Genomic DNA, 14,099 nt, shown 5'->3' with positions numbered 1-14,099 from the left:
TTCGGGAGCAAAAATTTTTTGGGGAGAGATGAAAAGTTGCTAAAAGGAAAAAATTCTGGACAAATCTGGCAACTTGACATAATTGGGTTTGGGTGATATCATCTCCGGAAAGACAGGTAGCGCTACTGTTATAAAAAATATTGGCTCTTCTTGTTTCTGTGTGGAAGGGAGAAGAATAGGGGGAATTTTCCAGAAATATATTCTTCAAAGCCCTGCCTAGCAAGACTACTACAAATAATAAGCACTGATTATCACAGAAAGTCGAGAGGAGCTAAGTAAATTTACCTTAAGATTAATTAATCAATTGGATAATGTATAGAAAACTGGCCAACAAAATCCTTAAATTAGCTAATTCCCTATCTAGGTCATCGAAGCGATCTCTTTTAATTGTCACCGATTGCCTGATTTTTTGTCTAAGCATCTATCTGGCCTTCTCTCTCAGATTTAATCTGAGCCTCGAATATCAGCAAATTAGACCTTTTTTAGGGGAAATATTGGGCTTAATCGCCATTAAAACTCTAGTTTTCTATCTCAAAGGTATTTACAGTCCCGTAGTACGTTATACAGGATTAGAGTTTCTTTCCTCCGTACTGCAAGCGGTTCTCTATAGTTCAGGGGTTTTAATCAGTCTGGCCTACTTTCAAAGGGATGCCTTTTTGCCACGTTCAGTCCTGATTATCGACGCATTGTTAACCCTAGTATTGGTTATCGGGGTGAGATTGTTGATTCGTTCTGTCTTTCACCGTCTCAATATTTACGTCAGTAGTCTGGATAGGGAACCGACAATCGTTATCTATGGTGCGGGGATTGTGGGTTGTCAATTAGCACGTTCCCTGCAAAATGACCCCCACTATCGTTTATTAGCTTTTGTTGATGATAATCCCGATTTGCAGCAGCGAGTGGTCCAAGGCATTAGGGTTTACCCCCCCTCTCAATTGGCACTACTGCACCAAAAAAGGGCCTTTGACTGGGTTGTTCTCGCTATTCCGAACCTAGACAAGGCCAGAAAGCGGCAAATCATCGAAAGTCTAGAAACTTTACCCATCGACATTAAAACCGTCCCTCCCCTCTCAAAAATTTTATCGGGAGAAGCGACCATCAATCAGATTCGCAGTGTCGATGTCTCGGAATTATTAGGACGGGAAGAAATTCTACCCCATCCCGAACTTTTGGGAAAAAATGTCACCGGTAAAGCGGTGTTAGTCACTGGGGGTGGCGGTTCCATCGGTTCGGAATTATGCCGACAAATCGCCTTCCTCAAGCCAAAATGCCTGGTAATCTACGAATTAAACGAGTTTTCTCTCTACAAAATCGATCTTGATTTAAGCGAAAATTATAGCGATTTACGCAAGTATGCCTATCTAGGCAATGTTCTCGACCGCAATCATCTAGACCGAGTCATCCAACAACACCAGATTGAGACAATTTATCACACGGCCGCCTATAAGCACGTTCCCCTTGTGGAAGCCAATCCTAGTCAGGGGGTTTACACTAATGTTTGGGGCAGTTTAAATGTCGCTCAGACCGCGATCGAGAATTCGGTTAGTAATTTAGTTCTCATTTCCACTGATAAGGCCGTCAGACCGACTAACATTATGGGGGCCAGCAAACGCTGTGCTGAGTTAGTCGTGCAAGCTTTGGCCGCTTTACCCGACAGTTCCACCTGTTGCGCTATCGTCCGCTTTGGCAATGTTCTTGATAGTAGCGGTTCCGTGGTGCCGCGTTTCCGAGAACAAATCGCCCAACGTAAGAATATTACCCTCACCCATCGCGATATTATTCGCTATTTTATGTCTATTCCAGAGGCGGTGCGTTTGGTTATACAAGCAGGAGCCATGGCTAAGGGGGGTGAGGTATTCCTGTTAGATATGGGTGAACCAGTAAAAATTTACGATTTGGCCCTACAGATGATTCGTTTAAGTGGCTTAGAATTAGGGCAAGATATCGATATTGAAATCACAGGATTAAGACCGGGGGAAAAACTCTACGAAGAATTATTAATCGATACAGATAAAGCTCGTCCCACCGCTCACCCAAAGATTTTTTGCGCTCATGAACACTTTCTTGCTTGGGAAAAATTGCAAATCAAATTAGAACAACTGCTTAATTATATTCAAGTTAATGACCGTCAAGGCCTAGTTAAGTCCCTACAAGATTTAGTTCCTGAATACCGGCCTCCGCAGCAAATAGCCAGTAGTTTGTCAAGTAAAAAGTAAAAAAGAGGAGTTTTACCTCTCCTCTTGTTGCCAAAATTTATTAATCTAATTGAACCGAATGCTCTTGTTTTAATTGCTTTTGGATGTTTTTTACCGTCCGCTCAATTTTATTGATTCCGCGAGAAGAAGGGCGATTTACTCTATCAGCTACAGGAGAAGTTTGTTGAATAGCAATGCTTAAATAAAGAGGAAAAGCGAGGGTAAAGGCTAAAAAAAGACGTTGTAACATGATCCACTCCCACAAAAGTTTTTCAGCGATTATTTTAGCCAGCTGAAACTTTCACCAGAATAACGACTAACTAGGAAAATTTCAGCTAGTTTGTGACAGTCTGGCAATTGGTGGGGGAATCCTAAAGAATTAGCGCTGAAACCCTCAACCCTAGACCGAGAGTCTGATACATTGATCTAAGAATATGATCGATCGCTCTATCTATGCACAAAATTCCAGTTACTGTGATCACGGGTTTTCTGGGTGCGGGAAAAACTACCCTCATCCGTCATCTACTGCAAAATAATCAAGGCCGACGGGTGGCCGTTATGGTCAATGAATTCGGAGAAGTGGGAATTGATGGTGATTTATTGAAAAGTTGTCAGACCTGCGACGACAACCCCAACGATAATATTGTGGAATTGACCAACGGTTGTCTGTGCTGCACAGTACAGGAAGAATTTCTCCCCACCATGCAGAAATTGCTGGAGCGACGGCAACAGTTGGATTGTATGCTGATTGAAACTTCGGGATTAGCTTTACCTAAACCTCTGGTTCAAGCTTTTCGCTGGCCGGAAATCCGCAACGGTGCCACGGTGGACGGAGTAATCACGGTGGTGGATGGTTTTGCCGTCGCTAGGGGTCGTCTGGTGGCGGATTTGGAGGCTTTAACGGCACAAAGGCAAGCAGACCCCAATTTAGAACACGAAACGCCTATTGAGGAGTTATTTGAGGATCAGTTAGCCTGCGCTGACCTGGTACTCTTAACTAAAACCGATTTAATCAGCGAAATTGAATTAGAAAAAATTATTAATTGGCTGAAAACACAATTGCGATCAACGGTCAAAATAGTTACTTGTGCCGATGGACAAATTAGCCCCGATGTGCTATTGGGATTTAATGCCGCCGTCGAGGATGATTTAGCTAGTCGTCCTAGTCATCATGATCACGAGGAAGAACACGATCACGATGAGGAGATCAATTCCGTGCAGTTTTGCCTCGATTCTCCTGTAGATGCCCGAATTTTGACCCAACGGCTCAAAGAATTGGTGGCCCAAGAAGAAATCTATCGGGTCAAGGGATTTGTTAACGTGGCCAATAAACCGATGCGTATGGTGTTACAGGGAGTCGGCGATCGCTTTGATTCTTTCTTCGATCGACCCTGGCAATCCACGGAAACGCGGCAAACTCGCTTGGTCTTTATCGGCCGCTCCCTCGATAGTCAGAGAATCGAGCAGGCCTTAACTAGGGTTTGCTGAATAAATGTGAAATGTGGGCAAGGTAAGAGTTTTGTGGCTTTTCTCGCGAAACAGGTGCAAGATTTTGAGAGAATCGTCGTTCAAAACCTTGCGTCTTCATCGGCCCGCGTCCTGTAGGGGCGAAGCATTCGGGCAATAACCTATCGGTGAAACTGGAGATTTTCTAACCGAATGCTTCGCCCGTACTTTTTGCCGCAAACCCTAACTAGGGTTTGCTGAAGAAGTTTTTCCTAGGGACAGGGTGTGGGGTAGGGAGATTATTTTTATTTATTCTCCCTTCTCCCCTTCTACAATAATTACTCGCAGCCAGAAATACGTTGGGCTTTATCATACTTTGTGCTTTTTGTCAAAAAAACTTTTTTTTTGCAATAAAACTACACAAAAAAAAGATCATCGTTATGGGTGAAATTGACTGATTTGACCGTCTTAATTAGGAACACTTTCTAGGTGTGGCAAGGGTTTCAACTATTGCTGCCCAAAAAAGCACAGAATAATCCATTATGAAATTCAGTAAAATCGCTGTAACCATTGTAACATCGTTGTTAAATAAAAATCTTTCTCAATTAATTTTTAAGAATTTGTAAATATTGCGGAATGTTAATTTAAATATTCTCAAGTTTTTGCACTCAATCAATAAATTTTACTTATCTTTGTCCAACATCGGGTTAGAAGTCAGTATTCTCCGAGTCGGGAGACAGTATTTAGGAGATAGGAGAGAGGTTTTAGGTGTTGGGGTTTTGGTGGTGATTCGGTAAGCTGTTCGTAATTTAAATTGCTTGTTGAGACGAGGCAAGAGGCAGAAGGCTTCGGCCGTGAGCTCAGCGTTCGACTGAGCGTTCGACTGAGCGTTCGACTGAGCTCACGCCGAACGTCCGAGGTCCGAACGGCAAAAGGCAAAGGGGAATAAATAATCAGTTTTTAATAACCAGATTTAGTATGATATTTGAGTAAGCCAGACAGGAGCCAGAAAAAGATATTTATCAGAAAAGTCATGATCAAGCTAGAGGTTTAAAGACTGATCGGGTTCCAATTATTTTTATTAATAAATATTTTACACAATTCATACTGGGTAAGTAAGAGGGCTGCGGCACTACTACCGAATCATTACCGATTGTTTAGCGGATCTTACCTTGAGATTCACATTGAAAACCTTGATCGCGCCAAGCTTGTAAATCAACGGAATTTAAGGCAATGACTTGCCAACAGGGGGGATAGATTAATTGTCCGACAAAAGCCCAAATTATACTTCTAGTCACATCTAACCCAGTTTTTAGCTTTGATTCGTGATTACCCGGAATACCAATTTCTCTGACTGCATCGATTTCTACTGCTATACCGTGGGATTGCAAGTGAATTTCTGCTAACCATTGAGCGCGAGGTAAATGAGTAGGAGAGGTGACAACTTTTACTTTATGTACTCCCCATTGTTTTAAAATTGGCACAGCAAAGAAAAAATTGCCGAAGGTAGAATCGGCACACTTTTCTAACCAGACGTTAGTTTTTGGTGCTTTTGCCTGTTCAAATAGTAATAAAATACAGGGGTCTTTCGAGCCTTGGGAAATTAAAATCGGTATATCGGGGTATTGCTGGGCTAGATTGGCTACATAAATTTCCCGACGAATGCTGCCCCCCAAAACTAAAATGGCATCAACGGGTTTTTGTTGATTAATTGGCAAGCGGACGGCTAAATTAATCGCTAAATTAAGGATAATAAACCCAAAAACTGCGACCAGAGTTAGTTTTAACCATCTTTGCCAATTTCGGTGTTTAGTAGCAACATTTTTCGGTTTTTTCGCCATTGTTTAGAGACGATGTAACAATTGTGCTTTGATAATTTTTTCTGTGGGGTTGAGTTTGACTAATTGTGAACCTGTCCCGTCTTTACCCGTGACTGCCACAGTTTCCACCTCTAAGGGTAGTTTTCGATTCTGATTGGTACTTAATAACACTATACTCCCCTCCCAGGCCGCTACCATGGCCGCTAAACTATCCTGTTTGTTAACGAATTGTAAAGCGGGTGAACCAAGATCGCCTAATTGTGATAAGCGTAAATTCTCGATCGCCAGTCTTTTCGCGTAACCCAATCCCGAAATCAGGAGCAGATTTTCCCGATGGGGGAGAGAAACACAGCCGGCTAGATGTTCCCCGTAGCGCAATCGCAAAATTGCTAAACCCTGAGCGGATTTACTCATCATTGGCAATAATTCCTCGCGCACGGGATAACGCAACACCCGACCGCTACTGGTGGCGATCGCTAAGTCCAGGCCCTCATGAGTAAAAATAGCAGCATATAGGCGATCGTCTTCTTTCAATTTCATCAGGGACAAACCACGACTACCAACCCCCTCTAATTCATCGATGGGAAGCCGCTTTATTCGCCCCTGTTGACTCAGTAAAAGCAATTCTTGATTTTTTTGAGGTTCCGTCAAGAAAAATTGATTTAACACGGCTTCTGAATCTTTTTGGGCGGTTTTGGTCAGCAGACTGGAGATTAACACTGGTTGATTCGCTTGCGGGGGGACTTCCCGGGTAGCAATCGGGTAAGCTTTAGCATTATCGAGGATAACTAGGAAATTTTCCCGTTTTTCGATCGCCTGTTGATAGATAATTAAACCCCGGTCCGGCGCTCGCTCTTCTGGTGTCGTCCAACTAATTTTATCTTCGGCATCAAGCAATAAAATCGCATTTTCTGGGGGTTCTTGGGGTGTAAATAGGCTTAAACTCGGTGTATTCTCACTCTCAGACTTTTTCTTAACTTTATTCTCCTGTTTTTTAACTTCTGACTTCAAAGAGGGTGTGGGGTGTGGGGTGTGGGGTGTGGGGTGTGGGGTGTGGGGTGTGGGGTGTGGGGTGTGGGGTGTGGGGTGTGGGGTGTGGGGTGTAGGTAAGGAAACCTCTTTCGTCTGTGGGGGTGAAAATTTTTTCATCGGGACTGTCTCCTGTTTTTTAACAACAGAATCCTGTTTCTTCCCTGCTGTCTCCTGTCTCCTGTCTCCTGTCTCCTGTCTCCTGTCTCCTGTCTCCTGTTTTTTTACCACAGAATCCAGTTTCTTCCCTTCTGTCTCCTGTCTCCTGTCCCCCGACTTGCCGGTGCGAATTTTTGTCCGTCTGCTATCGGCGAATTTTTTCTTTAAAGAGCGCAATTCTTTTTTCAGAGACTTGAGAAACTCCTGACGGTTATGGAGGAGAGTTTCCAACTGTTGAATTTTTGTTTGTAATTCCGTCGCTTCCGTCTCTAACTTTTGTCTTTCCAAACCGGTTAGACGACGTAGGGGCATAGCCAAGATAGAATCAGCTTGAGCGTCACTAATGCCCAATTCTGCCTGAAAACGATACTTAGCCGTCGTCCCATCGGGAGCATTTTTGAGAATATCCACCACTCGATCGATATTCTGCAAAGCTAATAATAAACCCTCCACTAGGTGTAAGCGATCGCTGGCCTGTTGCAACTCGTCGCCATACTGACGAGTGAGAGTCGTTTCTCGAAAGCGCAAGAATTCCTGTAAAACTTGTTTTAAAGACAACTGCCGGGGTTGATTATCGACTAAAGCGAGGATAATTGCCCCAAAATTAGTCTGTAGGGCCGTTTGTTGGTATAAAGCCGCCAAAACCTGCTGCGGTTGACTTTCCCGTTTTAATTCAATCACCACCCGAATGCCTTCGCGATTGCTTTCATCGCGGATATCGGCAATTCCCTCCAATTTCCCTAAATTAACTAATTCGGCGATTTTTTCGATCCATGCCGCCTTATTCACCTGAAAAGGCAACTCAGTAACCACAATTGCCGTCCTTTCCCTTCGGCGCTTGCCCTCAATGATAATTGTTTCAGTTTTCGCCACTCCGCGCACGGGAATAATCCCCCTACCGGTGCGATAAGCCTCGCGAATGCCGGTATCATCTAAAATCTCGCCTCCCGTGGGAAAATCGGGCCCGGGGATAATTTCTACTAACTTTTCCTCGCTTAAATCGGGATTATCAATCAAAGCGATTAAACCTTCCACCACTTCCCCTAAATTATGGGGAGGGATATTAGTCGCCATTCCCACCGCAATACCCGAACAACCATTAAGAATCAGTATCGGTAACTGAGCGGGTAAAACAACGGGTTCCTGTTGAGAATTATCAAAATTACTGCTAAAATTAACGATAGCTTCGCTAATTCCCCCTAAAACCGCCTGATCGCCGATGCCGGCCAAACGGGTTTCTGTGTAACGCATGGCCGCCGGGGGGTCGTTATCGATCGAACCAAAGTTACCATGGCCCGATAAAAGTGGGTAACGACTGGAAAAATCCTGTACCATACGAACCAGTGCCTCGTACACTGACTGATCGCCGTGGGGATGATATTTACCCAACACATCCCCCACCACCCGCGCACATTTACGAAAAGGGCGATCGGGAGTTAAACCCAGTTCGTGCATAGCGTATAATATGCGACGATGTACTGGTTTTAGTCCATCGCGTACATCCGGCAAGGCTCGCCCCACGATCACACTCATGGCATATTCTAGATAGGAGCGTTCCATCTCTTGGTGTAAAGCCGTGGGTATAATTTGACCACTAGCTAAGAAATCCAGTTGTTTGGCCATGAGTCTCTCGTTTTTAATCTGTCTAGCTGTGAATCATAAGGCATTTTGCCCTTTTTAACCTTGTTTATCCCTGAGCATCCCTATGACGACTGTTTTGATTGTAGAAGACGACCCGATTAATTTTCGCGTTTTTGCCAAAATTTTGACCAAACGAGGTGGTCTAGAGGTTAAAGGGACCGAAGACGTGGAAGAAGTGCTTCGTGTTGCTCGGGATAAGGAAGCGGACGTGATCTTAATGGATGTCTCCCTCTCCCATAGTGTCTATGAAGGGAAAGCGGTAGATGGCATTAAAATCAGCCAAATTCTCAAAGCTAACCCCGAAACTGCCGATTTACCCGTTATTCTCGTCACCGCTCACGCTATGGAGGGCGATCGAGAGAATTTTCTCAAGCAGAGCGGGGCCGATGGTTATATTTCTAAACCAGTGGTTGATCACCAAGCTTTTGTTGATCAAATTTTGGCGATCGTTGATCGGGAGTCGGTGTAAGCTTTGAGTCTTCTTTTGTTAGTATATCAGTATTTATCTAGACCAGCTGCTTTGAGTTTACCGCTCAACAGCTATCTACTTAGGGTTTGCTGAAAAAGTTTGTTGGTGGGGTGTGGGGTGTGGAACGAACCACAAAGACACAAAGGACACAAAGATTGATCGCTTCTATAATTAAGTTAAACCTATCACACAAAGAATAAGAGAGTCCTTTTCCCCCGATTACTCCAAGGGCCGGCACTTTTTGATCTCAAAAAAGCCTAAAGATATTATCCAACGAGGTTTTTAGATTTATTCAGCAACCCCTACTTAATCCTCCACTCTGCCATAGATGGCGTAGGGTCGATCGAGCGACCAGGCCCACATCTGATCCCCTAGGGAAAAATGCCACCATTCCCCCTTATGTCGGCTAAATCCCGCCTCCTCCATCACTTTAGCCAATAAAACTCGTTTTTGATGATAACTCTGTTCTTGTGGGCTTTTTGCGGCGATATAATAATCGGGATGCGATCGCTCACTGATCTCATCGATTTCTCCCCCCATGTCGATGGCTTGTCCCTTCTCGTCCACCAGGGTAATATCGATCGCCGCTCCGGTACTATGGGGAGGCGGGGTGGCGGCATTATCGCTGGGAACCGCCCAAATAGTGTAAACTTCTGTTAAAATCGCTTGACTTTCTGCTTCTGATAGTTCCTCTTTGGCTAATCCTTTTGTGTCGAGGAGAGTCTGAAAAGTATAATCGACCATAAATTGTTGCACTTCCACCGGTCGATAGGCATCAAAAATCAGAATTTGCCAACCAGGTTGATAGACTTGCAGACGGTTTTGAGCGTCAATCAAAGCATTTAACACCCCTTGTCGCAAAAAATAGGGAGATTTACCCCGATAATTAGCTCCTAATTTCTCGTAAGCGTGGGGAGAAGGGATAACAAACTTATCTGCGGGTATAGGTACTAGGGGTTCCCCACATTCACGAATAGGAATTTTTTGGTAGGGTTTCATCGCGTCATCGGGAAATGGTAATTTTATTGGTAGTCCACTCGATCGCCAGTTTACATAGGGTTTGCGGCAAAAAGTTTTTCGTGGGGGTAGGGTGTGGGGTGTGGGGTGTGGGGTGTGGGGTTTTACCCATTTTCAGGTGGTCAATTACCTAATTTTCAGGGAAAAAGTCCAGGGATTTTCCCCCCAATCACTCTAAGGGTCGGCACTTTTTGAGGGAAAAAAGTCTAAAAACCTTATCCAACAAGGTTGTTAGATTTATTCAGCAAACCCTACATAAACCCGTTATTCCTCCTCCTCATCGGTTGTAGGGAATTTCATACTGGCCCAAGTTAACTGTTTTTGCGGGTCTTTTTCCGGTTCACTAAAACTCTCTTTGAGTTGTTCTTTCACCTGAGCAATATTGCCACTTTGAGCGGCATTCTTTAGATCATAGACATAACGAGCATTTTCGATCGCTTCCTCTTTACTACGAGAACTAGACTCAAAGCATTTTTCTAGGTCTTTGTAAATACCCTTGCGAGAGATTTTGAGAAAATATTGACGTTCCGTATCGATAAGTTTAGCCAATAATTCTAGGTGCATGGAATCCTCGGCACAGATATCCGCGAGGATATCCCATTCTTCACTCCCCAAAAGATTATTATCCGCTCCAGGTCGCGGGTCTTGAAAAGTTTCTCCAGTCACTTGTTTATAAATCTTCGGTAATTGGTCATCAAATTCGTGCTTTTCTTCCCTCCAAATCCGGCGAATTTCGCTGAGTTCCTCCGTGGTGATTAGGGTAATATCTTTCATATCCTCTGGGGCATTAGTACGCACGCTCTCCTGAGCTTCTAATACCCTTCTCAGCCAATATTCCCGCCATTTTTTAGTATAGGGTCCCGGTATGGGTTCGATCGATACTTCTCCATTTAAGTTTCTTTCAAATAATTGTACTTTCCCAAAGATACGGCGAAAATCCCTTTTTGGTCGGTCATCTTCTATATCTAATTCGTTGCGAAGGTCTAAAAGTGGTTGTAACCATTCTTTTTCTTCGTCATTCTGTATCATTGCCTCCATGGATTTATCTTTATTTACCAATGTACACACCCAACAACCTAATCGCGAATCTCCACAGCTAGGAGTGGAGGTATCTACCACTAGGGGACATTCATTATCCGCAGTCGCTCCTCGATACATTGCTAATAATTCTTTGTTATCTCCTCCCCAGGGATTTTCCCACTGCATTAAGTACATCCATACTTCATCGTTGCGCCAGTCCTCAATAGGAGTATAGACAAGAGAATTAATCAAACTTGGTCGAGGACTCAGACGATCTCTCAATCTACCTTTTTCGTGTTTCGCCATGACATTGGCTCTCTTTTGGCTCTCAGCTTTACGCATTCCTAACACTAAAATAACTTCTCCACTTTCACGAACTACTTGTCGAATGAATTGATTAGCTGGATTAATTTTTAGTCGTTCAGTACACCATCTAAATCTTATTCTCGGTGCTGGATATCCTTTGCCAATCAAACAAACCCAATACCTTGCTAAAACTTCTGGATGTAATATATGAGCTTCTATTGGCATTTTTTGTTGTTCTGCCGCAGTTCTCAGTTGACTAATTGATTTATTTACCCATGCAGTGACTATCGGATTTTCTACCAAAGTATCTGTCGTTATGACGTAAACTTTTTTTTGTCTTTTTTCTTCTGGCAAACTAGCGATCGCATTCCAAACCAATTGTAAAACTGCTGTGCTATCTTTTCCCCAAGATACACCTATGATCCAGGGAATACTGTCTAGACAATATAACTCTTGTATTTCTTGAGTAATACTTTTGATATCTTCTACGAACTCCTCTATAGCACGATTAGGAAAAATAGAAGTTGTTTTTTCAAGCATAATGTTATCAACAAAAAGATAAACTAATTTCTAAAAATATTCTGACGATGCCATTGGATAGCTTCAGGTTTCGGATAGTGGTCTTCTAGAGTGGGTAATAAAATATTCATACCATGAAAGTCTTTAATTGCTTTAGCATTAGGAGAAATTTCTTGAAAGTCTTTACTAATCATAATTTTGTATTGATCGTCAATAGTAAATAGTCCTTGATCGAATGCCCAATGATGATTTTTACAAAGAGATAAACCATTGTTTATCTGGTTATCATAGAATCTGGCAAAAGGTTTGATATGTGCGCCATCGACAATACTTTGTGTCAAGGAGTGGTTTACTTTAAGACCGCAAAAAGAGCATTGATAATCGTATAAATGGACGACTGATTTACGAAATAACGCATCTCTAACTATAGACTTTCTGAAATAATATTTTGTCTGTGTTTCTCCTTCATCTAAAACGCTACGATCTAGTTCAGTGTCATCATCTTGTTGTAAGACTTGATTAATTTCTAAAATATCTTCTAATTGCTTTTGACTAGAATAAAACCAAGCTTCTATTAGAGTATCAATTAGCTGTCGTCTAGCTTCCGGTTCCTGTAAAAGTTTATACAATTCCTGATCTAAAATCGCATAATCTACATCTGCTCTAATTTTGGGAATAGTTTGAGGACGGCCACCAGTATAAATATCACTAAACTTTAGCTTCCAAAATCCGTCATTTTTTAGATGAAAGAATGGTAAAGCTAACCCACCTTTAAAAGTATCTGGGTTTAAACGCTTCCAATACTTATCAAAAGTATCGATTAAGTCATCAGAAATATATATTTTATTGTCTTGAATTTGAGAATCACTAATTAACTCAATTACTGATAATAATAAGATAGGCTTATAAGGTGCTTCACCACTTTGCTTAGACTTATTGACTTTAATTTTAGAAAATAAGTCACAATAATATTTTAAATTGCGTAGGGGAAGACTATCGACCATAGGGGGGGGGAGATATGCGGCTAAAAAAAGGAAACCATTACCAGCATACAGAAAAACATCCCACCGAGAGGAAAAAATATAGAAAGGCTAGAGAGATCCTCATAATAAAATCGATTGATCGCGGCTGACGAGCGATCGCGCACCATAGAACATATATACTAAGAAAAAAGCGGGCTTGTGGGAGAGTAGTTAACCTAATAATAGCCACGGGTTAATTCTAGGGATTACCTGAAAAAAATACTTTCCAACCGGCAGTAGCGATCGCACTTGCCAAAAGAATAATCAATGTCCAAACCTGATTTTTTTGGGTTCCTTCCACTGATTTTAGGCGATTATCGATGCCCTCAACCTTTTCGGTTAACTTTGCCTGTCCCACCTCTAGTTTATTTAACCGTTCGTCGATTTTGTCAAATTTTTGGTTAACATCTTTTTGGAGACTGTCAATTTTCCCCTCAATCCTAGTCAAAACAGCTTCTAGGGAATAGGTAACGGTTTCGTTAGACATGGTGAACAACTCCCATTAGATATATTTTCTCGGTTCCCTATCGGGGACTATTTTAAGACTAAACCAGTTCGAGGTTATCTGAGAAGATCGTTTTTCTGGGATGACAAAACTTGAAACCGTGAATAATAGCCACAGATTAATTCTAGGGATTACCCGAAAAAAATACTTTCCAACCGGCAGTAGCGATCGCACTTGCCAAAAGAATAATTAATGTCCAAACCTGATTTTTTTGGGTTCCTTCCACTGATTTTAGGCGATTATCGATGCCCTCAACCTTTTCGGTTAACTTTGCCTGTCCTACCTCCAGCTTATTTAACCGTTCGTCGATTTTGTCAAATTTTTGGTCAACATCTTTTTGGAAACTGTCAAATTTTTGGTTAAAATCCTTTTGGAGAGTTTCAAATTTTTGATTAACATCTTTTTGGAGATTGTCAATTTTCCCCTCAATCCTAGTCAAAACAGCTTCTAGGGAATAGGTAACGGTTTCGTTAGACATGGTGAGCAACTTCCATTAGATCATATTTTCTCAGTCCGCTATCGGGGACTATTTTAAGGCTAAACCGGTTCGAGGTTGTCTGAGAAGAGCGTTTTTCTGGGATGACAAAACTTGAAACTGTGAATAATAGCCACAGATTAATTCTAGGGATTACCCGAAAAAAATACTTTCCAACCGGCTGTAGCGATCGCACTTGCCAAAAGAATAATTAATGTCCAGACCTGATTTTTTTGGGTTCCTTCCACTGATTTTAGGCGATTATCGATTCCTTCAACCTTTTCGGTTAACTTTGCCTGTCCTACCTCCAGCTTATTTAACCGTTCGTCGATTTTGTCAAATTTTTGGTCAACATCTTTTTGGAGACTGTCAAATTTTTGATTAACATCTTTTTGTAAGCTGTCAATTTTCCCCTCAATTCTAGTCAAAACAGCTTCTAGGGAATAGGTAACGGTTTCGTTAGACATAGTATCAAC

13 protein-coding genes are annotated in these 14,099 nt (G+C 42.3%); 3 read left to right on the top strand and 10 right to left on the bottom strand.

The window, feature by feature from the left end; genetic code table 11:
- Positions 1-311 precede the first annotated feature (311 nt).
- Positions 312-2,216, top strand: a complete 1,905-nt coding sequence (locus tag IM485_RS13360; RefSeq protein WP_287743649.1) for a polysaccharide biosynthesis protein — start codon at positions 312-314, stop codon at positions 2,214-2,216.
- Positions 2,217-2,256: 40 nt separating this feature from the next.
- Here the strand turns inward: IM485_RS13360 and IM485_RS13355 are convergent, their stop codons facing one another.
- Positions 2,257-2,445, bottom strand: a complete 189-nt coding sequence (locus IM485_RS13355; protein WP_104397019.1) for a hypothetical protein — start codon at positions 2,443-2,445, stop codon at positions 2,257-2,259.
- Between the two features lie 203 nt (positions 2,446-2,648).
- Between IM485_RS13355 and cobW the strand changes: the two genes are divergently transcribed.
- Positions 2,649-3,683 carry a cobalamin biosynthesis protein CobW gene (cobW, locus tag IM485_RS13350; RefSeq protein WP_287743645.1) on the top strand — a complete coding sequence of 345 codons (1,035 nt, stop codon included), beginning with the start codon at positions 2,649-2,651 and terminating at the stop codon, positions 3,681-3,683.
- 1,115 nt (positions 3,684-4,798) lie between these two features.
- Here the strand turns inward: cobW and IM485_RS13345 are convergent.
- The gene (locus IM485_RS13345) at positions 4,799-5,482 is read right to left on the bottom strand and encodes a YdcF family protein (RefSeq protein ID WP_287743643.1); all 684 of its coding nucleotides are present in this window, start codon (positions 5,480-5,482) and stop codon (positions 4,799-4,801) included.
- 3 nt (positions 5,483-5,485) lie between these two features.
- A complete protein-coding gene (locus IM485_RS13340) occupies positions 5,486-8,272 on the bottom strand; it encodes a DNA gyrase/topoisomerase IV subunit A (protein WP_287743640.1) in 2,787 nt (928 codons plus the stop codon).
- A gap of 82 nt (positions 8,273-8,354) precedes the next feature.
- On the opposite strand from IM485_RS13340, the gene IM485_RS13335 reads away from it, so the two are divergent.
- On the top strand, positions 8,355-8,759 hold the full coding sequence (locus IM485_RS13335; RefSeq protein WP_287743637.1) for a response regulator: 405 nt from the start codon (positions 8,355-8,357) through the stop codon (positions 8,757-8,759).
- 306 nt (positions 8,760-9,065) lie between these two features.
- Here the strand turns inward: IM485_RS13335 and IM485_RS13330 are convergent, their stop codons facing one another.
- From IM485_RS13330 to IM485_RS13300, 7 genes are all read right to left on the bottom strand, one after another.
- Positions 9,066-9,758, bottom strand: coding sequence for a M15 family metallopeptidase (locus tag IM485_RS13330; RefSeq protein ID WP_287743634.1), 693 nt, complete (start codon positions 9,756-9,758; stop codon positions 9,066-9,068).
- Positions 9,759-9,762: 4 nt separating this feature from the next.
- Entirely contained in the window at positions 9,763-9,888 is a 126-nt protein-coding gene (locus IM485_RS13325) for a hypothetical protein (RefSeq protein WP_287743673.1), read from the bottom strand.
- 152 nt (positions 9,889-10,040) lie between these two features.
- On the bottom strand, positions 10,041-11,642 hold the full coding sequence (dndC, locus tag IM485_RS13320) for a DNA phosphorothioation system sulfurtransferase DndC (protein WP_287743632.1): 1,602 nt from the start codon (positions 11,640-11,642) through the stop codon (positions 10,041-10,043).
- A 23-nt stretch (positions 11,643-11,665) separates the two neighbouring features.
- Entirely contained in the window at positions 11,666-12,625 is a 960-nt protein-coding gene (locus IM485_RS13315; RefSeq protein ID WP_287743629.1) for an HNH endonuclease, read from the bottom strand.
- Positions 12,626-12,842: 217 nt separating this feature from the next.
- A complete protein-coding gene (locus tag IM485_RS13310) occupies positions 12,843-13,130 on the bottom strand; it encodes a DUF4164 family protein (protein WP_046663852.1) in 288 nt (95 codons plus the stop codon).
- Between the two features lie 142 nt (positions 13,131-13,272).
- Positions 13,273-13,626 (bottom strand): DUF4164 family protein, encoded by a 354-nt coding sequence (locus tag IM485_RS13305; protein WP_287743626.1) that lies wholly within the window; start codon positions 13,624-13,626, stop codon positions 13,273-13,275.
- A gap of 143 nt (positions 13,627-13,769) precedes the next feature.
- Positions 13,770-14,090 carry a DUF4164 family protein gene (locus IM485_RS13300; RefSeq protein WP_104397085.1) on the bottom strand — a complete coding sequence of 107 codons (321 nt, stop codon included), beginning with the start codon at positions 14,088-14,090 and terminating at the stop codon, positions 13,770-13,772.
- Positions 14,091-14,099: the final 9 nt, after the last annotated feature.

The organism is Microcystis sp. M169S2, assembly GCF_020245865.1.
GTDB classification, from domain to species: Bacteria; Cyanobacteriota; Cyanobacteriia; order Cyanobacteriales; family Microcystaceae; genus Microcystis; species Microcystis ichthyoblabe_A.
Note: the sequence above shows the minus strand (reverse complement) of the source record. Positions and strands in the feature narration are given on the sequence as shown.

Bases quoted from the DNA above. Each gene is read 5' to 3' on its own strand.
- IM485_RS13360 (WP_287743649.1), top strand. From the start codon at position 312: ATGTATAGAAAACTGGCCAACAAAATCCTTAAATTAGCTAATTCCCTA.
- IM485_RS13355 (WP_104397019.1), bottom strand. From the start codon at position 2,445: ATGTTACAACGTCTTTTTTTAGCCTTTACCCTCGCTTTTCCTCTTTAT.
- cobW (WP_287743645.1), top strand. From the start codon at position 2,649: ATGCACAAAATTCCAGTTACTGTGATCACGGGTTTTCTGGGTGCGGGA.
- IM485_RS13345 (WP_287743643.1), bottom strand. From the start codon at position 5,482: ATGGCGAAAAAACCGAAAAATGTTGCTACTAAACACCGAAATTGGCAA.
- IM485_RS13340 (WP_287743640.1), bottom strand. From the start codon at position 8,272: ATGGCCAAACAACTGGATTTCTTAGCTAGTGGTCAAATTATACCCACG.
- IM485_RS13335 (WP_287743637.1), top strand. From the start codon at position 8,355: ATGACGACTGTTTTGATTGTAGAAGACGACCCGATTAATTTTCGCGTT.
- IM485_RS13330 (WP_287743634.1), bottom strand. From the start codon at position 9,758: ATGAAACCCTACCAAAAAATTCCTATTCGTGAATGTGGGGAACCCCTA.
- IM485_RS13325 (WP_287743673.1), bottom strand. From the start codon at position 9,888: ATGGGTAAAACCCCACACCCCACACCCCACACCCCACACCCTACCCCC.
- dndC (WP_287743632.1), bottom strand. From the start codon at position 11,642: ATGCTTGAAAAAACAACTTCTATTTTTCCTAATCGTGCTATAGAGGAG.
- IM485_RS13315 (WP_287743629.1), bottom strand. From the start codon at position 12,625: ATGGTCGATAGTCTTCCCCTACGCAATTTAAAATATTATTGTGACTTA.
- IM485_RS13310 (WP_046663852.1), bottom strand. From the start codon at position 13,130: ATGTCTAACGAAACCGTTACCTATTCCCTAGAAGCTGTTTTGACTAGG.
- IM485_RS13305 (WP_287743626.1), bottom strand. From the start codon at position 13,626: ATGTCTAACGAAACCGTTACCTATTCCCTAGAAGCTGTTTTGACTAGG.
- IM485_RS13300 (WP_104397085.1), bottom strand. From the start codon at position 14,090: ATGTCTAACGAAACCGTTACCTATTCCCTAGAAGCTGTTTTGACTAGA.